General features: G+C 45.8%; 23 protein-coding genes. 7 read left to right on the top strand and 16 right to left on the bottom strand.

From position 1 onward, the window contains the following. Window positions 1–15: 15 nt before the first annotated feature. Window positions 16–351: a TraA family conjugative transfer protein gene (gene traA, locus PR725_RS19540; RefSeq protein WP_272570157.1), complete on the bottom strand. Its 336-nt coding sequence runs from the start codon at window positions 349–351 to the stop codon at window positions 16–18. 329 nt (window positions 352–680) lie between these two features. Between traA and PR725_RS19535 the strand changes: the two genes are divergently transcribed. Then, window positions 681–1,316, top strand: coding sequence for a phospholipase D family nuclease (locus tag PR725_RS19535; RefSeq protein WP_272570156.1), 636 nt, complete (start codon window positions 681–683; stop codon window positions 1,314–1,316). A gap of 56 nt (window positions 1,317–1,372) precedes the next feature. On the opposite strand, the gene PR725_RS19530 is transcribed toward PR725_RS19535, so the two are convergent. The 8 genes from PR725_RS19530 to PR725_RS19495 form a co-directional block, all read right to left on the bottom strand. Further along, a complete protein-coding gene (locus PR725_RS19530) occupies window positions 1,373–2,065 on the bottom strand; it encodes a hypothetical protein (RefSeq protein WP_272570155.1) in 693 nt (230 codons plus the stop codon). 51 nt (window positions 2,066–2,116) lie between these two features. Beyond that, on the bottom strand, window positions 2,117–3,247 hold the full coding sequence (locus PR725_RS19525; RefSeq protein WP_272570154.1) for a hypothetical protein: 1,131 nt from the start codon (window positions 3,245–3,247) through the stop codon (window positions 2,117–2,119). A gap of 289 nt (window positions 3,248–3,536) precedes the next feature. Beyond that, entirely contained in the window at window positions 3,537–4,607 is a 1,071-nt protein-coding gene (locus tag PR725_RS19520) for a restriction endonuclease (protein WP_272570152.1), read from the bottom strand. A gap of 9 nt (window positions 4,608–4,616) precedes the next feature. Beyond that, complete coding sequence (locus tag PR725_RS19515) at window positions 4,617–4,988, bottom strand: hypothetical protein (protein WP_272570151.1); 372 nt, start codon at window positions 4,986–4,988, stop codon at window positions 4,617–4,619. A 20-nt stretch (window positions 4,989–5,008) separates the two neighbouring features. After that, window positions 5,009–5,308, bottom strand: a complete 300-nt coding sequence (locus PR725_RS19510) for a hypothetical protein (RefSeq protein ID WP_272570150.1) — start codon at window positions 5,306–5,308, stop codon at window positions 5,009–5,011. A gap of 142 nt (window positions 5,309–5,450) precedes the next feature. Next, on the bottom strand, window positions 5,451–6,086 hold the full coding sequence (locus tag PR725_RS19505) for a hypothetical protein (protein ID WP_272570149.1): 636 nt from the start codon (window positions 6,084–6,086) through the stop codon (window positions 5,451–5,453). Further along, on the bottom strand, window positions 6,083–6,820 hold the full coding sequence (gene lepB / locus PR725_RS19500; protein ID WP_272570147.1) for a signal peptidase I: 738 nt from the start codon (window positions 6,818–6,820) through the stop codon (window positions 6,083–6,085). Before lepB ends, PR725_RS19505 begins: the two co-directional genes overlap by 4 nt. Then, on the bottom strand, window positions 6,817–7,236 hold the full coding sequence (locus tag PR725_RS19495) for a hypothetical protein (protein ID WP_272570146.1): 420 nt from the start codon (window positions 7,234–7,236) through the stop codon (window positions 6,817–6,819). The genes lepB and PR725_RS19495 overlap by 4 nt, the downstream gene beginning before the upstream one ends. Before the next feature lie 185 nt (window positions 7,237–7,421). Between PR725_RS19495 and PR725_RS19490 the strand changes: the two genes are divergently transcribed. The 3 genes from PR725_RS19490 to PR725_RS19480 all read left to right on the top strand — a co-directional run bounded on the left by PR725_RS19490 (window position 7,422) and on the right by PR725_RS19480 (window position 10,365). Continuing rightward, complete coding sequence (locus PR725_RS19490) at window positions 7,422–8,207, top strand: hypothetical protein (protein ID WP_272570145.1); 786 nt, start codon at window positions 7,422–7,424, stop codon at window positions 8,205–8,207. A 1-nt stretch (window position 8,208) separates the two neighbouring features. Continuing rightward, complete coding sequence (locus PR725_RS19485) at window positions 8,209–9,318, top strand: toxic anion resistance protein (RefSeq protein WP_272570144.1); 1,110 nt, start codon at window positions 8,209–8,211, stop codon at window positions 9,316–9,318. 63 nt (window positions 9,319–9,381) lie between these two features. After that, window positions 9,382–10,365 carry a hypothetical protein gene (locus tag PR725_RS19480; RefSeq protein WP_272570142.1) on the top strand — a complete coding sequence of 328 codons (984 nt, stop codon included), beginning with the start codon at window positions 9,382–9,384 and terminating at the stop codon, window positions 10,363–10,365. Between the two features lie 51 nt (window positions 10,366–10,416). Here the strand turns inward: PR725_RS19480 and PR725_RS19475 are convergent, their stop codons facing one another. Then, window positions 10,417–10,608 (bottom strand): hypothetical protein, encoded by a 192-nt coding sequence (locus PR725_RS19475; RefSeq protein ID WP_272570141.1) that lies wholly within the window; start codon window positions 10,606–10,608, stop codon window positions 10,417–10,419. 193 nt (window positions 10,609–10,801) lie between these two features. Here PR725_RS19475 and PR725_RS19470 point away from each other — a divergent pair, with 193 nt between their 5' ends. Then, window positions 10,802–11,107 carry a hypothetical protein gene (locus PR725_RS19470; RefSeq protein WP_272570140.1) on the top strand — a complete coding sequence of 102 codons (306 nt, stop codon included), beginning with the start codon at window positions 10,802–10,804 and terminating at the stop codon, window positions 11,105–11,107. Between the two features lie 58 nt (window positions 11,108–11,165). Here PR725_RS19470 and PR725_RS19465 read toward each other — a convergent pair whose 3' ends face one another. From PR725_RS19465 to PR725_RS19455, 3 genes are all read right to left on the bottom strand, one after another. Then, the gene (locus PR725_RS19465) at window positions 11,166–12,467 is read right to left on the bottom strand and encodes a hypothetical protein (RefSeq protein WP_272570138.1); all 1,302 of its coding nucleotides are present in this window, start codon (window positions 12,465–12,467) and stop codon (window positions 11,166–11,168) included. 151 nt (window positions 12,468–12,618) lie between these two features. Further along, window positions 12,619–13,038: a hypothetical protein gene (locus tag PR725_RS19460; RefSeq protein WP_272570137.1), complete on the bottom strand. Its 420-nt coding sequence runs from the start codon at window positions 13,036–13,038 to the stop codon at window positions 12,619–12,621. A 3-nt stretch (window positions 13,039–13,041) separates the two neighbouring features. Beyond that, window positions 13,042–13,935: a hypothetical protein gene (locus PR725_RS19455; RefSeq protein ID WP_272570135.1), complete on the bottom strand. Its 894-nt coding sequence runs from the start codon at window positions 13,933–13,935 to the stop codon at window positions 13,042–13,044. A gap of 725 nt (window positions 13,936–14,660) precedes the next feature. Between PR725_RS19455 and PR725_RS19450 the strand changes: the two genes are divergently transcribed. Both PR725_RS19450 and PR725_RS19445 read left to right on the top strand, forming a co-directional pair. Further along, on the top strand, window positions 14,661–15,173 hold the full coding sequence (locus PR725_RS19450) for a hypothetical protein (RefSeq protein WP_272570134.1): 513 nt from the start codon (window positions 14,661–14,663) through the stop codon (window positions 15,171–15,173). 307 nt (window positions 15,174–15,480) lie between these two features. Continuing rightward, window positions 15,481–16,881 (top strand): ISNCY family transposase, encoded by a 1,401-nt coding sequence (locus PR725_RS19445; protein WP_272570133.1) that lies wholly within the window; start codon window positions 15,481–15,483, stop codon window positions 16,879–16,881. A 41-nt stretch (window positions 16,882–16,922) separates the two neighbouring features. Here the strand turns inward: PR725_RS19445 and PR725_RS19440 are convergent, their stop codons facing one another. The 3 genes from PR725_RS19440 to PR725_RS19430 all read right to left on the bottom strand — a co-directional run bounded on the left by PR725_RS19440 (window position 16,923) and on the right by PR725_RS19430 (window position 23,094). Beyond that, window positions 16,923–19,184 carry an ATP-binding protein gene (locus PR725_RS19440; RefSeq protein WP_164455619.1) on the bottom strand — a complete coding sequence of 754 codons (2,262 nt, stop codon included), beginning with the start codon at window positions 19,182–19,184 and terminating at the stop codon, window positions 16,923–16,925. Window positions 19,185–19,270: 86 nt separating this feature from the next. Further along, window positions 19,271–21,136, bottom strand: a complete 1,866-nt coding sequence (locus PR725_RS19435) for a UvrD-helicase domain-containing protein (protein WP_109420271.1) — start codon at window positions 21,134–21,136, stop codon at window positions 19,271–19,273. After that, on the bottom strand, window positions 21,133–23,094 hold the full coding sequence (locus tag PR725_RS19430; protein ID WP_206646284.1) for an ATP-dependent nuclease: 1,962 nt from the start codon (window positions 23,092–23,094) through the stop codon (window positions 21,133–21,135). Before PR725_RS19430 ends, PR725_RS19435 begins: the two co-directional genes overlap by 4 nt. Window positions 23,095–23,252 lie beyond the last annotated feature (158 nt).

The raw sequence follows: 23,252 nt of genomic DNA, 5'->3' as shown, positions 1-23,252 counted from the left end.
GCCGAAGCCGCCGGATTAGATACCAACTGGCAGGGCGGTAGCTACTGCGCTGGTGGAGGTCATCATACCGTCGATGATGTCCGGCGCGTAGTACAGGCCGATAGCGGCACCAACTGCAACAGCGAAGGTCATCAGAGACTGGCGGACAACCGCAGCAGCAACACCGACGATGACGATCAGACCTACCAGTACGCGGCCCAGGGAACCCTGCATGTATTCAGTGATGGTTTTCCACACATCGCTGAAACCAGTTTGCTCGGTGCCTTTTGCGTAAATGGCGGTCACGCCCAGAGCCAGAACAGCGGAAGCGGCCAGAACAGATTTCAGGTTACGGGCGGAGATGGTTTTCATCGTTAACATCCTTTCTTGAGTTAAAGTTCAGTTTTTGGATGTTCACCTGACTATTTAACGGGTTTCAGCAGGGAACGCAGATAAATATACAGATACTGAATGCTTGATTCACTAAAAAAGCCGGACGAAAACACCCAGAAACATACAAAATAAGGTGACATTTTAATGCAAAATGGAAAATAGTTGGATGTAATGGATAAAAGTCGCATTTATTGAGTTTTTATCACGTAAAGAAAAGGTGAACAAATCGCATGGCTTAACGTTTTGTCGCCCATTTATCATGTGTTGTAATAGCTCGTGCGATTACAAACTTCTAAAATGGTGACTTAATGGATCTCAAGAAAAAGCTTTTGGTCAGTTCCTTGGCTTTCACTCTCTCGTTATCAGCCCAAAATGCATTCGCGTTTAAGTTTGATGACCTGCTTAACGGTCTGGGAAGTAGCCAAGAACAAAGCCAGCAAACTCCTTCGCGAGCAGAGAAGGGCTCGCAGATTAACAACCAGACGCAAATCGTTATCGGTTTTTCGCCAGAAGGCTCAGCCCAGAAGGCGATCATCAATGCTATCCGCTCGGCAAAGTCAGAGATTCGCCTGGCTGCATACTCCTTTACATCGCGAGATATCGTGAAAGAGTTGGTGGCAGCAAAGAAGCGTGGCATTGATGTCAAGATCGTGGTGGATGAGAAAGGCAATAAGAGCAAGCACTCGATATCAGCGATGAACACGGTGCGACTGGCGAAGATCCCAATCAGAACCAACGGGCGATACGCCATTATGCATGACAAATTCATCGTGGTAGACCGCAAAACGGTAGAAACAGGGTCTTTCAACTACAGCGATAGCGCGAACAAGCGAAACAGTGAAAACGCGATCGTGTTATACAACCTGCCGGAAGTAGCTGAAGTTTACCTGGAACACTGGGAGCGCCGCTGGGCTGGTGGAACCGAGCCGGAGATGAGCTATTAAGTTTGAAGTGTTAAATTAGCGAGCTGGAAACCACTCAATATTTCGAGTGGTTTTTTCTAGCGCAATATAGCGTGGAGCTCGTTCTCGTCTGTGTCAACAAAGAACATCTCCCAGAGCTTTCTTGCCAGAGTAGGGTTGATGACATTGACCTTTGAGATAGGCATTACACGGCTCAGCCCCAACCCCATAAAGTGCTCGTAGAGCATGCGGGAATGCCCACCAAAGACACTCAACGGCTGATTCAGAAGATACACCGCCTCTGCCATCGTCAAGCCTTCAACCTGCAACGTATAACCCAGTGCGCGGGAACAGATCTCACGCATCACGCCGCGTTTCACACGATAGATTTCATCTTCAGTGAAGTGGTGTGGCAATTCACTGCGATCACAGTTCATAGGGTCGATACCGTCGATATAGCAGGCTGTATCGTACTCAATACGGTATTGCGGCTCACTTCTTTCATCGGTGTTTTGCAGGCAACCGACCGGGTCAAGAATAGTGCCATCCTCCAGGACTAACCATCCATATTGCGTATGAGATACTGAGAAAACGCCGTGGTCACCTTCGTTAACGGCGTCTTTATGCCGCGTTAGCCGAGTACCCAACATTGCCTTACCACCGAAAATCCCTCGCTGAAGAAGCGCACGGCAGACAAGGTATGAATGTTGAGGCGTCCATTCAGCGTGAGGAATGCTGATGCAGTAGCTCGTCGCGATTAGACGGATCCCGTCTATAAGAGGGCTTATCATATGTACTCCGATAAAAAAAGGCGCATCAAGGATACGCCTGTCCCATCAATCTTATTTTTTCGACTTTGGCTTTTGTTCAGGTTCTGCCGAGGTGTACCGAAGGGAGTCGGTACGCTGCCCTGGTTCACCAACACCCTGGAGAATAAGCGAATAGGTACGCTTGCCTGCAACGATAAACAGGTCAGTTGCTTGCGACCAGGATGCTTTGTTATCACTGCGCTGAACGCGGAGGATACCGCCCGGAAGCAGCTTCAATTGCCAACCCTTCTCATCAGAAAGGTAAGCGTTAATATTTTCGCCTTTATCCGTTGGCAGCAGGAAAATTTTCGCCGCAAAGGTACTGTAAAGATAAACGGTATCTTGTTGCTGAGCTTTGTACTCAACTTTCAGCGCTGAACCCGTGTAGTTCAGATCAGAGCCCGTCATCGTCAAAGGCTGAGCGAACTGATTGGTCGCAGGGAGCTCAACGCGCTCCAACCGGATAGGTTCAGGCGCAGGTGTAGACACAGGATTAGCCTCTGGTAGGGACTCTGGTCTGTCAGTCTGAGCAGGGGCTACAGAAGCCGGATCTGCTACAGAAGCCGTTTTAACGTCACTACCCTGTGAAGTTGCGAAGTCGGCATCCGGTGATTTATCCTCGGTGATCCCAAACTTGGCCGGGTCGTACTCACGTTCGTTGTTAGTCGCTTCCGGTGCAGATTGTGCCCCTTTAACGATATCTTCAGCGGGAAGGACCTCTGCCGTAGGCTTAACTGGCTCAACCGCTTCGACTTCAACCGGCGTTTCAGTTTCAGGCAAACTGTTTTTCTTCAGCTGGGCAATTTCCAGTGCGGGAGTTTCCGGCGCGTTTTCGCTATCAGTTTTCACCGCCTCAGCATTGGTCAGTGCGGGCTCACTGGTTTGAGTGCCGCTGTTTTCAATGTCCGCTTTGACGTTTTCGGTCAGCGCAATACCGTCATTACTGATGTCAACTGACAGCGCTTCGACTTTCTCAGCCGGAGTTTTATCGCTCGTTAAAATAACAGCCGTCATCGCACCCCCTGCGATAATGGCCGCGACGATCACGGAAAGCACCGTTTTCTTTGATACTTTCTTAGTTGGTTCAGGCGTATCCGCTTCCGCAGAGCGTTCACGCAAAATTTCCTGACCGTAATCTGCGCCAGTGCCGCGTTTCTCAGTCATCTGTTTCCCCTCAAATTCATTCATACACATTACCGATAACCGCAACGTTCGTTATGTTTACCCGTCGCAGTTCAGCCTCTTTAACAAACTCCGCATAACGGAGCCCACAATCAACAGTGTTACCCTCACTGCCGGTTTGGATTGCCTGGTGATTATAGCGGCATTGCTTCCGCTGCCGAAATTCAGAAGGGCGAAAAGGTCTGCGTTTTGCTCTCCTTTTTGGATGGGGTTATCAATAAAAAAGAACGCCGATTAACGGCGCTCTATAAAAAGGAAGGAGGTTGAACGACTACAGTTCGCGAGTACCGCGACAGTCGGGGAATAGGGAGCAACCAAAGAACGCTGACTTATTTGATTTTCGAAGAACCATCTTTCCGCCACACACCGGACATAACGGCTCTTTCGCATCAATGGATTGAGTGATTGTAGGCGGCTTTGGAGCCTCCTGATCCAACTCGCCATTCCCTTTAATCATCTCAATCAGCTGCGTACCGTCGAGTAAAACAACTTTGCCTTTCACGTTTTCGCGTTGAACGAACTTCCATGCTTCATCGGTGAATAAACCCGACGTGATAATGAACCCACGGTGAAAGTCGTCAGCGAGCACAACGCCGTATATTTCACGGACAATTGATACACCGACACGATTGGTTTTCCAATGTTTGCATTGCACCATTTCCCGGTGGCCGAAGCCCAGGAGCTCAACATCCACACCACCGTCAGCACCAGCCTGTGTAACGCGAGCGCGATACCCTTTTGTTTCGAAGAACTTGCAAACCACTTTTTCGAACTGGTCCCACGTCATTTGTTCCAAAACCTGGCGCGCGTTGACGACCCCTTTAAGTCTCCCCAGCGCCCGGCCTGAAGCGGACAGCTGAAGGTATTTAACAGCCGTTCCAACTATGAAGCACAAGCCGATATAGAACAGGAAAGCGCCCACCAGCAAAGGGAGTTTGGCATTGAGCAGGTTCATGACAGAGACCATTTTGTCTTCAACCTTTTCGCCTGGCGGGAACAATACATCGACCATCGCCTGACTGATTGCACCTTGATACCCATAGGCATAGAGCAGCATAGCGACAGCCGCGACAGGGAGACCAACATAGACACGAAATAACAATGTGGTCTGAGGGGCATTTAACGTGCGCCAGTTTTCTTTTCTGAACCACGTTCCGACAACAACCCGGCCAGAAAGTGTAAATAACAGAAAAATGGACAACGTCAGCAACAAGGAAATCAGCTGAATTTTTGCACTCCCCACAAACACCGTATTGAGCACAATAATTAGGCCCGACACGCCATAGAAGCGGATCCGCATTGCTTTTTCGGGTGTGACCTGACGTTTCTTTCCTTTCGACATTTACTGCACCTATTTTCGTTTTTTAGGCCAAGCTCGGCGAGCCTTCGCTCTCACCGACAGCTCATTGGAGTTTAGAACCACGATGTCGTAGACGGCAATCAGCCCTACAATGGACGGCGTACCGTAAACGATAAGTTCCGGGATGAGAGGCAGGTATGGCGAAATCACTGCATAGTAAACCACCAGCGATAAGGCATACGCTGCCCAGATGTAGTAAATCTCTTTGCGAGCCAGCAAAAATACAGCGGCGCAGAATAGGGCCATGTTCCCAACACCAATGATGCGGAATAGCTCGATCTCATTCTTACTGGCGTAGACTGCCACGGCATAAATACCGGCTATCATTAACATCAAAACGTAGTTCACGACGCGCAAAACCATAAAAACCTCAACAAAGTGGATCAGTCATTTGAATATGCCGAGTTTATCATCGGGATATCCGCTGACGAAATCACCCCAGAGTCGGCCTCAGGCACATACCCGGCCATTGCATCCTGGTTATCGCATGCGATTTGATTGGGTATCCAGAAATCCCCATTCGTTGCTTCGACAAACCGAAAAACCATTTGACAGGGGACATTTAGCACAGACGCGATGATCATGGTTTCATTGCTCCCTTCTATAAAACGGGCACTTTCATACTGAGCATCTTCTGCGAGCCCTTCGTTAAATAAGACTTGTAGCGCATCCGGCTCCGCCATCAGATCCGGCATCAACTCCCTGTCCTGCACTCGTTGTTGCATTGGTGCTGACTGGAGTGTCACAGGCATCGGCTTTCCCGGCCCGACGTTAGCGCACCCCCCAAGGATTAGAACCATCAAAAGTGACAGGTATTTCATTGCATTACTCCTTTATGACGATGGAATTGTGGTAGTTGAAAAGGTGGATCACCTGTTGAGCCGAAATATCCGCCCAGCCTTCAGGCATACAAGGCAGTTCATAGGTCATGGTATCCTCGCGGACATTCACGGGAATGGAGCAAATAAGAGAAAAATCGCCTTTCTCGTCGGATATTGCCCATATTTGAGAGAAGCCCACAACGGCCTCAGCTGTAACGCGTCGATTGATACCCAGCATCATGCATATAGCGCGCTGATACCCCATTGCGCCAGGCTCACCGTAGAGCGCGGAATCAACACCTAATGCCGTCAGCGCATTCTCGGCCAATTGCATAAGCTCACGAGAGACAGCCTCTCCCGTAGGGTTGTCATGGCGCAGCGCATAGGGAATGTGGTCTGGTTCCGCCAAAAGGGAATCATCCCCGGCCAACTTAAAGCCGGTCACTTTCTGGATATGCTCATAGCGGGAGCGGAAGAAATAATCCGGCACACAAAAGTCCGGCCCCGAAAAATTGACAAACCCAAGCCGCTCACAGACAGCCTGAGTCTGAGCTCGCCACGCGTTATAGGCTTCCACGCAACGCGCGAATTCAGCCACCATCTCAGGTGACTTTGTCTGATAGAAGGCTTCGATCATCATTGTCGCGCACCATCCATGCCTTGGCGGATCACTGCCATCTGCACATCAAGCGCATCGTAGTTGTTGAACGGATTAAAGTTGAACAGCGTGCGAGTCACACGGGCATCAATACGGTCCAGCGAGACTAACCCTCGTAACGGCTTTGGTGTGCCTGGCGGGTTTTCCCAGTAACGGCTATCCCACGAGTGATCACGGTTGTCCCCGGCCATAAAGTAATAGCCTTCAGGAATAACCCAGCGACCTTTTGTCGGTACGTAAGCTGCATGCGTGTCGATCACAAACCTGTAGGGCTTACCGAAGCGTTCATCGTTGGCGGTGAACACTTGGAAACCGTCTTTTTCTGCGGTTTTATTACCCAGCACCTTGCCATTGACCCGATACGTTTTGTCTGTGTCAAACTCAATCACATCACCAGGGATACCGATAACGCGTTTGGTATAAAGTGTGCGAGGAACTGAAGGGGCCTTAAACACAGCCACATCGCCGCGCCTTAATCGACCATCGTCCAGCAACCCACCTAACCTGACCGCTGTGACATAGTCGCCGACCTTATAAGTCGGTTGCATTGAGCTGGTAGGCACACTGTAGACTGCGCCTACCCACTTCTCACTGACAAACAATGTCATCGACAAGGCAAGGGCGATCACAAGCCAAGGCTGAGGTTTTCGGCGTTTGATGACATCTCGCACCAAGACACCCACCAGCACGACAAATAACACACCAAGTCCATTCATGAACGCGCCTCCTTCAGCGACCGTGCGTAACAGGTTAATGAATCAGCCAGGCGCATGTAGATGGACAACAGATAGAAGTGATACGCAACACCGCGCGCCACCTTCACAGGAAGCGGGTGCTCAATTTCTTCGCCTGCGTGCATGATCATCAAGGACAAATTCACGAAAGGGTCATCTCGACCAACGCGAACGCGGGTGACTTGATAGGTCTTCACGGGAAGGTAATAGCTGCGATACCCGATCACCGCAAACACCAACAAGAAAAGTACCAGTAAACCCGCTGGGGCAAGCCAAGTTAAATTCCCCGACAGACTGAACCAGAAGGCCACAGAAACAGCACCATCAGTCAGTAACGTGAATACGCGGTTGAGCCTTAGACGGCCAGTCAAAATCATCATTGGTACGAATCGGAGCATTGCATCCTCCTGTTTATGGATGCAGACAGGATACCGAACACCTAACCGGTGACTGAGTTTTTTCATCGACAAAACGAAGACGAAAAAAGGGCTTTTTTTTCTGGTAAAAATCGGCCTCATTTTCTTTGTCAGCGAAATTGTCGTGATAGCGTGGAGGTAGATTCTATTGTTTCGTAGGAGTACGTATGCCCACCAGCCTGATCACCCGGCAATTACCGGCGTTCATCAATGACGCGATAGGCGTTGTCAGCTTTGGTCCAAAATTACTGTCCCATACCGATGACATCCTTGATTTCAACGGTAATAAAATGACGTTGGAAGAAGCCATGAAAGTAGGTGCTGAGGATACGAAAATCAGCGCAACAAGCGCACGCTTGGTAAAGCACCTTGAAGCTTGTGACCCTGCCGTGTACTTCAAACGCAAGACAGGATTCCTGTCCAGCATCTGGGATGCTCTGACGGGGGCAAAGGAAACTCGCATGATTGAGTTCACCATGAATTGCCGTCGTGTCGATCGGCTGGTGGCACAAGCTCCTCTGGTACTGGAGCAGGCGCAAAAGGGCGTGCATATCTTGCTGGCACTTGAGCAAATTTATACGCGTGACATTGAAGCGCTGGATGCTTATATCCAAGAAGGTCGGGCGTTCGTGGCCGAATGTCGAGAAAGTGGAGAAGCGCTATCAGACCAGCAAGAATACGGGCTAACTCGTTTAGCTCAACGCATCCTTAACCTGGAGGTCACCAAAGCCTCGTCAGAAATGAATAAGGTGCAGGTGGGGTTGTTGCTGCAATCAGCAGCAGCTGAGGTAGACCTCCTGGACGCAGTTGTGAAAAGCGCAATCCCAATCTGGCATCACCAAATAAAACAGCTGCGAAGTGGCGCGGCCAACATTGAAATGGATCCGGAAGTCGAACAGCGTTTTAGAACGCTGGTAAACAAACTCAACGACAACGTTAAAAAGGGTAACTGATATGACCAATACAATCATTGTCACCGCAGATCAGATTATTTTGAACAAAGAATCTGAGAAGTTTGCTGTCACTCCTGACCAACGCGATCAGGTCGTTGCCGTTGCAAACTCCCTCGTGCTGGGCGACCCCAAAAGCGCGCATAACTTTGGTCGCAGCAAATCGCCCGATGGTGCCTATCTGGACAAGCTGTTGGAAAACGTTCATGTCTATAACCAAGGCAAGGACGGCAAGCGTCTGAATGAAATCGTTGAGCTTGCTCGCGACATCAGCACGTCTGTGCAGCCTGGCAAGGTACAGCAGTTGTTACTTAAAATCCCTGTAGTTGGTTACTACGCGACGCGGGCACTTCGACTGGCTCATCGGGCGAATGACCGTTTTGACAACGTGAAGAATCAAGTCGGCTTACTGACGGAAGACATCACCAGCATCTCGGCTGATCTTATTGGTCACAACAATAACCTCGACATTTTGTATGAGGAAGTGCTGGCCGAAGTGCATGAGTCGGGCATTAACATCGTGGCCGCTGGGTTCGCAGCTGAGCATATTGAAACCGTGCTGAAACAGCGCCGCAAGGCACTGAAGAGTGATCCTGAAAATAATTTGCTTGCACTGGAAGTCAGCAATATTGACCACCAGCTGGCCGTACTGAAAAAACGCAAAGTGGACATCATCATGACACAGCAGAAATGCTTTGAGGATTTGACGATGATCCGAATGATGCAGCGAAACAACCTCAACATGCTTGACCAGTTTGAAACTATCAAGCGCGTAACGCTCCCATCAGCAAAGCGTGCTCATTTGCTTGTGGATCAGGCCACGCAAAGCAACAACCGTTCAAAGCTGGTCCAGGCGGTGGGCGACGTCGTAAATGCGCAGGCGAGACACCAGGCGGACTTGGTCAGTGAGAGCTCTATCCGTATTGCGCGTGAAGGTCATCGTCCAGTGTATGACGAGTCAACGCTGGAACACATTTCGAACACCATCGGCGGTGCGGCGCGCGAGATTAAACGGATCCAACGTGAAAGCGAAGGTCACTACGCTCGCCTATCTGAACGTACAGACGCCTGGCAGAAGCATCGCCGCGAACTGCTTTTGGAACTGGCGGAATAATGATTCAGTTGCATAGGCCGGGTTATCTGGCCTTCTCATTTAACATTTGATGCCGGAGGGTTCATGGTTAAGACGGAGCCAGATATTGTCACGACTGAAAAGCGCATTCAACTTAAGCGCAATCGGTTATTTTTGACTGGCTGCATTCTGTTGCTGATTGCAGGATTGGTTTGGGTATTCAGTTGGATGCAACACTTTGAACTGGATACGCTATACGCTATGGCGATCAACCATCCTGTTAATTTATCGTTCGGAACAGGGGGCGCGATAGAGGGGCAATTTGTCACGATGGGCGAGGTTATTACAGGTTTCCTTTCGTATACTATTCCGTTTTTAATGGTACTGGCCGCCATCGTGGTAGCGATATCGTTCATGCGGTCTGAAGCATCGTACCTTATCATCATCGCGCCTATCGCAGGCGTCATTTTATCAACAACAGTTATGATAGATGATAAACCCCAAAGGCTCCCTGAAGCTGCTAACGTTCAGGCATCAGCATTCATTGCTATAGGGGAAGTGGATGAATTGCTGAGCACGATTACCACCGAACACCCTGGCGCTGGTCTGATCTTGAAAGACGTGATGGAAAAGGGGGATAACGGAACCAATGCGGCTACCGCTTTGGAAGGGGAAATGCGACAAGGCTATGTTGTGGGTGACACTTATCGCGCGATGAACATCAGTGTGGCATTAGTTCAGGCGCTGACAGTAGCCGCACATGACGCTTCAGACGAGAAGGAAGCCAGCAAGCTTCAGGATCAAGCGAGCCGCGTAGCGGCTCTCAGCGTCCGCATTATGAAGGATTATAATTTGGTGAATAACGAGCTGGCATATCGTTTGTATGAACTGGCCCAGCGACTTGAGCCAAGCATTGTGAATAATGCCAAGCCTGCTATTGATGTGAAATATCAGGCATCGGCCGAAATTGCTGCCATATCACGAACACTGAAAGGTGTTTTCCTCATGATGGCAACGATACTCATCACGCTGTCTGGATTCGCGAATAGAAACCTGCGAGTGCTGAAGCAGCTACGAACGCAACCGTGAACCGTCACCCATAGAAATGAAAAGCCCCGGTTTATATGCCGGGGTTTTTGATTAATGGTAGTGCTTGCTTGGATCGCTTTCTTCTTCTGCTTGCGAGGTAACCGACATGATGGCTGGAGGTTCGGCATAATCCTTTCCATCATCATCGGGCTTTTTAAAGAATTTTGACCAAATGTAGTGACCGGCCAGCAAGGCCACTCCACCACCAATCATTATCACATCAAACAAGTCGAGCTTGGGCATCTATCTTCTCCAGTCAAAAGGGGGCACACACCCAGCTGGCATTTAACGGTTTCAGGCAGCGTAGGCAGTCCCCAATTTAACCACGGGCACACAGACAAAAACACGGAAAAGGGGGGCGAAACGAGGGGGAAAAACACCAGGCACCACAAAAGGCCATGAGATAATTGAGGCTCTCACCAACGAAGAGGTTTTTATGGCATTGATTATCCGAGCTGGAACCGGCGAAAGCGACGTCGTAGTTACTGAGGGCAATGAGCAAGGGCTTCTTGACCCCGAATTCGTTCAAGGCGTACTGAAGGGGTACCCTGAGTTTTCTCAGCTGAGCAAGGGGATTACGTTGAATGGCGTGGTTTTCGATCGCGTCCTCATGAATGAAGACGCCAAACACAGCGGTCTGGAATTGAATGAACGAGCCACAACCTTGCTGGAAGAACTGGTTTGCCTGGAAGGGCCGATCGTCGGTGATGTATTATTGTTAACGTCAGGGGAGCACTACTGACGGGGCATTAACAGTCGTCAATAAAAAGGCAACCACACGGTTGCCTTTTCTTTGTGTATTACCCCAGCGGGTGGGGATATTTAAGCCACCAGTCAGGCGAGATTAAAAAGTTTCCTTTTTCTGTCCAGCCAGCCCCAACCAGGTGATCTTTAACAAAGTCAGGCTGTTTCCGCAGAGTATCAATGGATACCTCATGAGTAATACAGACTTTGCCTTTCTCACCTTCAACATCACTCTTTATGTAACGCGTTAGGCCGATAAGCTGAATGCGTGAGCAGATAGCACCTGCCGTCCGATCCATTTTTTTCGCTATTACGTCTGGAGAGTGATGCTCCCCCAATAAAGTGAACAGGAATTTGTAGTTGCCAGAGAACCATAACTTACCGTTACGGCCTTTTTCACGCGCCGATGTTGGCTGGCGTTTTTTACCGGAGGCGGTTGGTGTTGAGGCTGCGGGCTCGGCAGGTTTTTCAGCCAGCGGTGCCGGTTGTGGTGCAGCGGTATCAATAGCCTGGCGCTTTGCATTCACAGCCTTCAACAAGCTGGCAGCGGCCAGCATATGCTCATTACTGCGAACTGGCGTGTTGGTCTCCGTGGATGAAACCTTCAGCGGCCATGAACCCGGTACCAGATCAGTGATCTGGGTTGCTTCAGACCACCACGTTGGCGCTATTAATTGCAGGCCATCAATGAGCCAGCCATTGTGCAGCATAGGCAGCACGTCGAAGTAACGTACTTTAGACAGCACGCGTGGCTGAATAGTCGCGCACATCCAGACTTTGGCTTCACCGGAATCTTCAGCGGTCCCGATGCGAACCAATCCCATGATAGAGAGCTGCTGAATAATATTGGACATGCTTCGCATCAATACCTGCGTCAATGCATCCTTACTGGGGCGCTGTGACAGCGCGGCTAGCATCATGCCAACATCTTCCGGCGTCCAAGGCTTACCATTATTAAGCAAGTGAACTGTGCGGCGGGCGGGCGCGTCAGCATCGTCGTTATACCGAAACGCAAGAGAAGGGCGTGACGTCCACCATTCAGGCGATCGCAGTGATTTCTCTCCACGCCATACCTGTGGAGCCCATCCCATTTCGGTCAGGTTGCGATAAATGCCGGTCATGGTTTTACCCAGGCAAGCAATCCCAACCTGGTGATTCGGTACCAGTGTTATCTGGCTGAGGTCATCAATGTTTTCGCAAACGGCAATGTATAAATCCATCGCAATACACTTGCGTTGAATTTCTTCCACGTCCTTACCGATGACTGACGATAAGGCTGTAAAAGAGTAGTTATCCTTCAGCCCCTTCACAAGCTTGAGTTCGTCAGTAATCGACCACGCGATGTTCTCTTGGGTCATGTTGAGGTCCTATTTGATTACTACAGTGCTGACATTTTAACCGAGGGCAAGCCATTATCGAAACTTTGCAACCTATTTTGCACAGGGTTATGTACAGAATTTGTGGATAAAATGACGACCAAAAAACTTGTTATAATTTTAACGCGCATCATTAGCCTTCCAGATTTAAGCTGATGTGCAGGTCAACGGTATCTTGGCAACCAGGAACGTACCTCGGCCAATCAGCCGCATTCGCTCGTTTTATAATCACCGATTCAAATCCAAACTGATCCGCAGTCAGGTCAACAACAAAGTCAGCATTATCCGCCGTGGCTTCGCACCAATAATGTCCGTGCCGGGATGAGGCTGTATATAACCCTCCGTCAGTGTGGCCATCCCCCCCACGGATCCGTGTTGGATAACCGCCTCGGGTTAACATTGCGGCCAGCATCAAACTGGCATAGAGACACTTTCCTTTGGTAGAAGCAACATCGCAGTGGGCCAGCAACCCGTCGAGAATGAGTCGCGCTTTCTGGGCAATCTCGGTTAATGAAGGTGATGAAGATGGAATGGCTAGGTGATGAGGACTCACGGATTATCCCTCACTCAACAGACGTTGAATGGCCGCTCTAACACGCAGGATTGCCGCGCGCTCAGAGATCGTACTGAATCCCTTGGTGTTGTGCTTACGCTCAAAAATGTCTTTTTCCCTGGCGGAGATATATCTCTTTTCCTGAGCTTCAGCCAATTTGACTGCCAGTTGCTCAGGGTCGGAAATGACTGAGAAGGGGGTGGCGCAAGCCTGACCCAAAGCCTTAGCTTCTGCGGAGACTTCCGGTAGCGCTTTAGAAATCCCGGCATTCATCATTTTGGTTTGGATATTGGCGCGTATAGCATGCTGTTTGACCGTCAGTTTTTTCATGGGAAAGGTCCGCAATGCGAAGTCCTTTTCCCACTGATTGATGACATTCTGCTCGAAGGCGATTTGGATATGACTTGCCCCGTAATCCAGTGCGCGATTTTCTTCGCCCATTTCGGCTAATTTGGCGTTGATGGCTTCACGAGTTTGCCGTTGTTTCTGGGTTAATTTGCGCTTGTCGATGTTGCTCAGGTAAAACTCAAATTCCCAAGGGGTGATCACGGATTGAGCCAACGCCATTTCAAGCAGTTTTCGACTGGCCGCTTTCGTACTGTCTTTGGATATCCGGTCTATGGCATTGAAGATGCCATCCGAACCCAGCGACATGAATTTATTGACGCAGCAATTCCCGACTCGGGCGGTCTTATTGTTCGTTTGATTTTTGATAACGCAGATCTTGATGATTGGCTGGTGGCCGCACAAGCACTGATCCGCTACCTGCGCCCGAAAAACTTGCTGCAATGACCACTCGGCACGGGCATTTTCCCATTCTTCAGCCGTGGACATTTCCGTAACGCGCTGCATTAACTGGATGTGCTTGTAACCTTTTGCTTCGTAGTTCTCGCTCATTATTTTTTCCGGTCAATCAAATCCTTATCTTTCCCAGTAGGGTATAGATTTTGGCAAATAAGGGTCAACGGAAAAGCACCCTGTTTTGTTGTCCTTTTCGGCGTAACTAACAGCAAGTTAATGATTGCATATTTATTCATTAAAACTGATAGGGTTGGAGTGAGTTTTAAGCAATAAAATAGGGGTGACTCATTAAAAGTCACCCCTCACACTGGATCCCCACCCAGACGTACAATGCATTACATTCGTTTGCATTGATATAAATCATACATTCTTCAGAATTAGATGAAAGTCTTTTTTTAGTCAAAAAGTGCATAATTCACGAATGATAATTTGATCGTAAAAAGCAGAATAAAATTGTCATGATTTTTCCATTGCTTATCGCAAGTATATATTTGCTCGGGATAATTTGCATTTTTTCGACCTTGGGTCGCATTTATGCATAGCGCATAACCTATGTGCAATACGGTCACAAACTGACCATCTTTAAACAATTCACCTGATGGGGGTCGTGAATGAAAAACGCCAATCAAGGTTGCTGTTTCATCTCATTTCGGCGGAGTAAATGGACTTTTTGTATTGGAAAGGTGCCTCTTTGGCGAATTGAACATTTCAAAACCCAGACATTGTTTTTTGAATTCTTACGCATGATTTAGGTTAAGCGATTTCGTTAGCGGTCTGGACTGACTTACCATTTCTGCATTAACGAACAGAAGGAATTCACAATGAGTAAAGTGATTGATAAACAGATTTCCGCCGCGAACTTAAACGCATTCGGCTGGCAGTTGGGCGACCACATTCACTCCACACCTTTCACCTCCCACGTTTTTTATCTGCGGGATCACCGCGACAACAAAATGCATTTGGTGACCATCGGGCAGCAAGATTTTGATTCGGCACGCACAAACCTTGATATGCCGATTGGCGCGCATGTGGAAGCAATTGCACAGCTTATTAAGAAAAGCAGTAAAAAGGCATTATCAGAAAAGCATGCCAGTGCGCTCAGCTTTGCATTAGTGAATTACATCAAAAACACGGGCGCTTATCGACAATGGCTCACATTGATTTCACCTGGTGAGCGCATGCATGCTGTCATGAATATCTATAGCCAGAAAAACGGCGTCGTGAGATTGCGCCCATTTATCGTGCGGCATGATGAGTTGATGCTCACACCGAACTGTGTTATGCAGAGCACGGAACAAATTTTCATATTGGATAAAGCCAGGAATCCAGAATGATTTAATTAACCAAATAGCCACCTGATAATAAAAAAAGAGAGCGTACTTGCTCTCTTTTTTTTGGGTGATGCCCACTGAGAGCAAGCGATAGAAAAGGGTGCGCGAAACCCCTGTAAAAGTGTGAATATTCCTAAAAATCAACAACCTATTTAACATAAATGGTATTATGCGAACTAAAGTTGTAGAGGCTCAATGCTAATGTCTAATCCTGGCTCAATCTAAATGTCTGCACTATATTTATCTATGGGGTTAACCTTTCTTTTTTCGACGTGGGGAAAGAAAAAGGATATTTCCTGGAGAAATGGTCATGAGTGCAGAAAGCTCAGGACGATTCACGTTGAAAGAATTAAATCGCATTAAGGTTCTACAAGATGTCATTGATCGTAAAATGACTCCAGGTCGTGCGGCCGTGGTACTCGGCATTACACCACGCCATTGTAGCCGACTGATAAAACGCTACCGTGAGCATGGCCCTTTAGGTATGAATAACATTGCTCGAGGTAATCCGAGTAACCGTTTATTGCCAAAATCATTCACTGACCAAATTGTGGATATCGTGAAGAAAAATTACCCTGATTTTGGCCCTACATTAGCGCGTGAAAAACTAGAAGAAATACATGGGCTGACTATTGGTAAAGAAACACTTCGTAGGTTGATGATCCGTGCAGGTTTATGGATCCCGAGAAAAATGCGAGCCCCAAAAATTCACCAACCACGGTATCGACGCCCTTGTACAGGTGAATTGATCCAAATTGATGGCTGTGACCATGATTGGTTCGAAGGACGTGGTCCAAAATGCACAGCATTAGTCTATGTTGATGATGCGACGAGTAAAATCATGGAACTCCTTTTTGTCCAGGCTGAATCCACATTTACATACTTTAATGCCACTCGGCGTTATATTGAAAGACATGGAAAACCATTGGCATTTTACAGCGATAAAGCTGGCATATTTAGAATTAATAACAAAAATGCTATAGGTGGCGATGGTCATACTCAGTTTGGCCGAGCAATGAATGAGTTAAATATTCAGACCATTTGTGCAGAAACCAGTCAAGCAAAAGGCCGAGTTGAACGTGCGCATAGTACACTTCAAGATCGCTTGGTTAAAGAGTTTCGCCTTAAGCATATCAGCTCAATCGAGGCTGCAAATGCATTCACTGACGAGTTTATGGATGATTATAATCATCGCTTTGGTAAGCTTCCGCGCCATGAATATGATGTCCATAGACTTCTAGAACAAGATGAGAATTTGGATACCATTCTTACAATCAGAGAGTATAGGAAAGTTTCTAAAAACCTTACTGTTCAATATGATAAGATTGTTTATCTAATTGAAGATACTGAATATAGTCGGCGAGCTATTGGTAAATACATCGATGTTTATCACTATCCAGACGAACGTAAAGAACTACGGTTGAATGGCATCCCCCTTCCCTTTATCACATATGACCGGCTGTCTGATGTTGACCAAGGTGCTATTGTGGACAACAAACGGCTTGGCCGAACACTCGAACTTATAAAAACAGTTGTTGATGATAAGAGAGATAACCGGCGCTCACAATCTGTACCTGCTGGTAATGGTCCGTCACGACGCAAAGAAAAAGCTCTAGGCAAAAAATCCCAGCGCTCTATCGATCAAAATGACATGTTAGAAGCCCTCGTTAAACTTCAAGGGCGTTCAAAGGAGATTTTTGGTAAGAAGTAATTAAGCAGTATAAGTGTATGGATATTTAAAACTTAGCGCCCTTAATTTATAGAAAATAAATCATCTACAGCATCAAACCCATCGTCTTGATTAATGTAGTGGCGATCATATTCATCTCTTTCCCAATCAGGAGCTTCATTTTCAATATTACGTTCGATTATATTATTTGCATCTAAATTTGTGATAATATCATCAACCTCACTAGCGGTGAAGGATAATGTACTTTCAGCAAGTAATTCGGAAATGCAATCTTTAGCTCTAGATTTTAAACTATCTTCATCACTGAGGCTGTAATATTCAGTAAAATCATTACTTTCAGAGATGAACTCTTGCACATAATTTTGCCAGTAGTCTAATAGCAAATCATGAATATTATTGGATAATGCTGTCTCACCTAGGGTATTGGATATTTGAGCCAAAATGTTTAGCTCCTCATAGATTAAATCTGTTCCGTTTTCCAATAAAGAAACTGTAATATAATCTTTAATATTATCATAACCAAAATAATCTTGAGCATTTAACGAACCCCAGTTAACAATTTCTAATATTTTAAAATTATTTCCTGCATAGAATTTAGTCTGTTTTAAATGATCCGGGTTGATAATTTTTACTGATTTTAGCTTATCGATGAATGAAATTTTATCACTAGAGATAATAATATTTATAAACTCTAAAATGTAACTTTCATCTTTATTATCTTCAATGTTCTCTAATATTGCATTGACTATTTTAGAAGACAAAAAAGGTGACATTTTTTTATTTATCAGAGTATCCAAATTTAAAAGTGACTGTCTTGTTGTTAATGCAGAAAAAAGTAATGGAATCAATGGAAGGTTGTTATCTAATGTTTCTATGAAGTAGTCAGATATTGATGGGTTTAATACATCGTATGACGGTTCTTTACCATCTTCTAATTTCCTTTGTAGTGTCGATTTAACGGCGTGTTTTGTACAATCATGAAATAAAAGATAATCACTATGCTTAAAATCAAAATCAATCATATCTAAAAACATATTATAGCACTGACTTAATGTATTTTCAGATATGCTACCATTGTTAAGAGATACCAAGTACGTAAGATAATAAACACACTTGGGAACTTGTTTGGTCAGCATATAATCCCAAATAGCAGACGGGTTATTTAAACTTTCAATAATATAATCCCAGTATTTCTCTGATGATAAGTGCGAAACTTTATCGTAATCAGTTATAAATGATATTAATCTTGGATTGTAGTTTTTATGAGATATTATTTGTCTATATTTTTTATCTACCCAAAAGCAATTTTTATACTCTTGAGGAAGATTGCTAAACCATATGTGATTATAGAGAATTTTCGCTTTATCCAACACGGCAAGATTTTTAACCTCAACCTCATATTCATGTTTTTCAGTGTTATTAATATAAAATAACTCACTTGATAGTTTTCCTTGATTCAGAATGGTTGTACGCGAAGTTAGTATTAGTTTTTTTTCATTGTTTTTTATAATTCGATTAATAAACCGAACAATTTTTGAGTCTTCTTTATTTCTTAGCGCATCTAAATAATTTCTACCAAGAAAGTCATCATATAGAAATAATTGTTTTTTGTTTGGTAAGATTAATTTTTCACCTTCTTCAATATCACTTTCAATATAAATTAATTCGTATTCATCAAGAATATAATGAAGGCATAATTGTTCTGCTAAAGTTGTTTTTCCTACTCCAGGTGCACCAGTAATGATCAGGGTATTTACTTTATCTAGCTTGTTTTTTGCAATATCAAAATCACGCGTTTGAACATAATTATCAACATTATTTTTAATTTGCTGGAGAATATGGTTACTCTTCCCAATAACATCGTTATGAAGTAATGAAATCAACACTTCCGTACTGTTAAGCCATAGTTTATAATATTTTCTTTCAATATCTTTATTTTTTGATAGTTTATGTGTGATATCATCTAATGATAAGATATCATCACTCCTTAGATACTGACTTCCAAATATTTTTATAATTTCATTTTTTCTTATATTTGTTAATCCTTGACAGATTGCTAATATGTATCGTGAAGGATTAAGCGATGTAACTTTTGGTGCTTCTAATTTTAGATTCTTAATTAATGAAGAGTAATTTGATTTTATATAGTGTTTACTTTGTATAATAACATTATTAGAGTCGGTATAGAATCTACCATCCATCCCACTATCTCTACCAGGCATAAATCGCTCTATCTGTGTATTAGGATTTTCTGCTGAGATAAGGTCAATAACTAAATCTTCAAATTCTTTATCATTTAGTCGGGTAAAATCGTAGTTATTCATGCTGTTTCTCGTTATTTCTCTTATGAAGATTAGGCTTCAAGGGTGTTAAAAGGAGATTTTTGGTAAGAAATAAAGCTCAAATCAAATTAAGTAGCGTCCAATATGGTTGTACCGTCTATAGTCTCCACTCCCACCGGAGCCAGCAATTGCTGTATCCAACTAATAGCACGACCTCGCTCAACACACTGAGAGAAAAATGCACGCTGCTTTGCTCGTGTAAAAGCGACAAAAAAGGTATTTAACTCTTCGCTTCGTTGCGGCGTAAGGCTCCACCAAGTCTGATTATCGAGCCCGTAAAATATCATGGTATGGAACTCAAGACCTTTGCTTTTATGTACGGTCATCAAAGCTACTTGATCAACACCCTCAAATTCATCCAGTGCTTTGGTCCAGCTACTGCTATGTTCTGCGCACTCTTTCATCAGTGCGACAAATCCATTCCATACCCTATCAAAATCCCTTTTCCGTTGATAAGCGGGAAAGGATTGCCGCAACGTCTGAGAACCAACAAATTCAAGAATCATCTCTGATATTACTTTCGCCGAATCTGAATCAGGCTGTCGATGCGTTAGTTCCGTCCTTAATTGGCGGACAAATGTTTCAAGCTTAACCTGCAATAGTTCTTGCGTGAGATCGTTATCTGGATCGGCAGCCTCTAGAAACAAATAATTCTGCTGAGCTAATGCCCAGTTTCCTGGACTTCGGTCTGTTGAGCCTAGCCGAAGCAAAGGAATGAATATACCCGTTAGTTCTTCTCCAAGAAGATCCTGAATCTGAATTTCACCAACTGACCGGGCTGCATTTCTGATGCGCAGGCCTCGTGCCGCAAAAGCGGGGGCTATTTCCTGCTCAACCTGGTCTGCCCGCATCCTGATCAAAATTGCAACATCATGTGGCTCGACTCGCCCTGACAGCACCTCACGATTAACCCATTCAGCTAAATAATTATTCTCGTCATGTGTGCTTCGGAATTGCCAAATAGTAGAGACTTCCCCTTCTATTTCTCGAACTCCTTGTGCTTGCACCTCTTCCACATCACCGTCTATCTGGCGGGCTATTTCGTGCTGAATACGAACGAGATCTTCATGCGACCGCCAGTTTGATAGCAGTGATATACGTTTAGCACCAAAGTCTTTTTCAAACTGAGCGAAAGCATCGTCCATGGCTCCCGCCCATCCCATAATACGTTGCTTGTCATCGCCGACTGCAGTGAAAACAGTATCGCTACCATCGAACGCCGTTAGCAGCATGTCGTACTGAGCGTAGGTAGTGTCTTGGTATTCATCAAGAAAAACGATAGGATAAGTCGCCTGTAAGGCCCTACTGATATATGAATTTTCCTGCAACAACAGTTTTACAAGTCGGTTTATCATCGGGAAGGATAAAGATATTTCCTCGCGCCTGAAAAATTGTTCATGCCAGTAATCTGCTAACGCACGGTGTATTTCAGAGCCATTTAACAAATCAATTGGCAGGTTTGTCAAAGGCAATCTTCCCTCAAGTTGTTGAGCACTCACACCTTGATAACCATAACGCTCAAGAAAGTCACCATAATCCTTATGAGAAGGATTAACAATCTGATAAGCACCAAGCGCATTGAACGGCTCTGGAATAGAAGGATGAAACCGATCTAGAAGTCCCTTAGTAAAGGCATCAAAAGTCATTGAATCAAACCGCCTTGCCTGATCCCTAGGACAACGTTTTGCAACCCGCTCAGCAAGATTTTGGGCGGCATCCTTCTTAAAGCTGATGGCCAGAATACGTTTGGAGGCTGGACAAATACCTGTTTGTAGTAGATAGGTTGCCTTCTGTGCCAGAAACTCTGTTTTTCCAGCACCAGCACCAGCCGTCACGAGAACGCTACTTTCATTTTCACGTAAGGCATCCCAAGCTCTGTTTTCAAGACTACTAACCCCCTGAGGTACCCAATCATCTTTGTTCACGCGAGTCATGCATCCTCTCCCAGCAGGTTAAGCTTCTGGCTTACATGTTCAATGAGCGCCCTAAGCTCATAAGGAGCTAATCTAGCAATATCGCTGTCTGGGATACGGGAAAACGCCGATAAGTGCGTCTCAGGCTTACTGCGACTGAGGAACAAATACGGATACCATTTAAAAGCGTCATTATAGTCAGCAGCGTACAAGTCAGGAGTACCGCCAGTTTTCAGTGTGCTGACCTTTTTTTCCTGAATAGCTGCAGCGCTACTTCGAGGTCCATGGCCACCAGGATTGGCAATCTGGTAAGCAGCTGGAAACGCAAGCAACATGGCAAAATCTAGATCAATAGGATAGGAAAAGAAAACACCTTCCCCCCTGAAAGCTTCAATCCATTGACCTTGTGGGCCTTCATCATAAAGCTGTTGGTTGGTAATCTGAACCACATTAGTACGGTTAGCCTTACCAAAATTATTTCCGATATCGACTAGATTCTGGAGACAACACCTCATGGTGTTAGCTCCACCATGCTTACGCCCTAAATCTAGATCGAGTAATGTGGCATATGGAATCTCAAGATCATTAAGTAGCCGCCAGAAATGCTCAACGAATCGCCCACCAAGAGGGACGACTGGAACGAACGATGGATCAAGGGATATACCCATCTCTTCCGCAATTTTTGGAATGACAACACGCTCGGAGTCCCCCTCAGCCAAGATCACAAATCGAGCAAAATAAAGTTCGGGGTATGCTTTTACTGCCAGTCTAACGTAAACGCTTGCCTCATTATTATCTTCTGGTAAGGTCAGCTCACGGATCGATGAGCACCGGACATCCCGGTCCATACGAAAATATCGCACTTCCGTTGGTTCTATCCTGCTCAGGATAGCCGGTGAATGGCTAGATAACAAAACCTGTGCGGAAGGCAATTCGCCAATCTCCCTCGCTTGTTTGATAATTCGTGACAAAAAGAACGGTGAAAGGCTATTTTCAGGCTCTTCGATGGCTAAGATTGTTAGGTGAACACGGCGTAATTTATCCTGTTCAAATGAACTGTCATCGGGAGGTAAGGCGAAAGCTTCCCGTTCGGTTTCCAGTGTTGCCGCTGTAAGGGCAATATGGAATAGAGAACGCTGCCCGTCACTGAGCTCAGACAACCGACGCTCCTGACCTTCTCTATCAGACGCAAAGTTAAATTCAGCCTTACGAATAAGCTCTTCAAAACGATTTTCTATGAGCCTTAATCGGGGCTGACTGTCTGTATCAGCTTCATGAACCTGTTGCCACCGTGTTGAAAGAGACTCTAATAGAATCTGCAATGGCTCTTCCGTCTCGAAGCAGGTCTGGATTTGACCTGCATAATCAGAACTTGCATCTCTGAATGCAGTTGACCATTTGGCTGCCTGCCATAACCGTCCTTTAAGAAGAGCAGTTACCTGCGTTGTCGCATCACGATTGGCTGGCAAATAGATAAACTGGATCGAAGAGCGCTCTACAGATTGGACTCTGGAACAATCATCCCAATCAAAATTATCATCCAAGGCTTTTATCCAGCGAATATCCTCTTCAATCGCCCCTTCCGGTGTCCCGTCATCCATCCATGTAGCTTGTAGTCGTATCCTAGCCTTAAGAGGCTCCCCCACACCGGAAGCCGCCATCTGATTGAAAAACTCAGGAACCGCATCAAGAGGAGAACCGTCTTGCTCTGCTAGTTCGGGGAAAGCTAGTACAGCTTCGACAAAGAGGCTATCTCCGGACTGCAATTCCTGCTGTTCAATAGGTATGTGAAAATCACGACGCTGCACCGAGCGTTGTGCTGATGATGTACCAAACAACCGAGATACAGCCTGCAGTACTGCAGTCTTTCCTGTTCCATTTCCACCAACAAGCGTTGTCAGTACTTCTTCAATATTGAGTTCTACTACCTCATGCCCAAAACAACGAAAGTTCTGTAGTCTTATCTTCTCTATTTTCATCCCTAATTACCTTTTAATACTTTTAAATTATTGATGCTAGAGTTGGATTAATCTCTTATTAACATTGTTTATATCTAAATATTATTGAGATAGTTTAGGCAAATCTACTTTTATAGCAATAGTAAGCGTACAGCGGGAATTCATAAGATGTTATAGCT

Origin of the sequence: Providencia sp. PROV255 (assembly GCF_028478065.1) — a bacterium.
Lineage (GTDB): Bacteria > Pseudomonadota > Gammaproteobacteria > Enterobacterales > Enterobacteriaceae > Providencia > Providencia rettgeri.
Note: the sequence above shows the minus strand (reverse complement) of the source record. Positions and strands in the feature narration are given on the sequence as shown.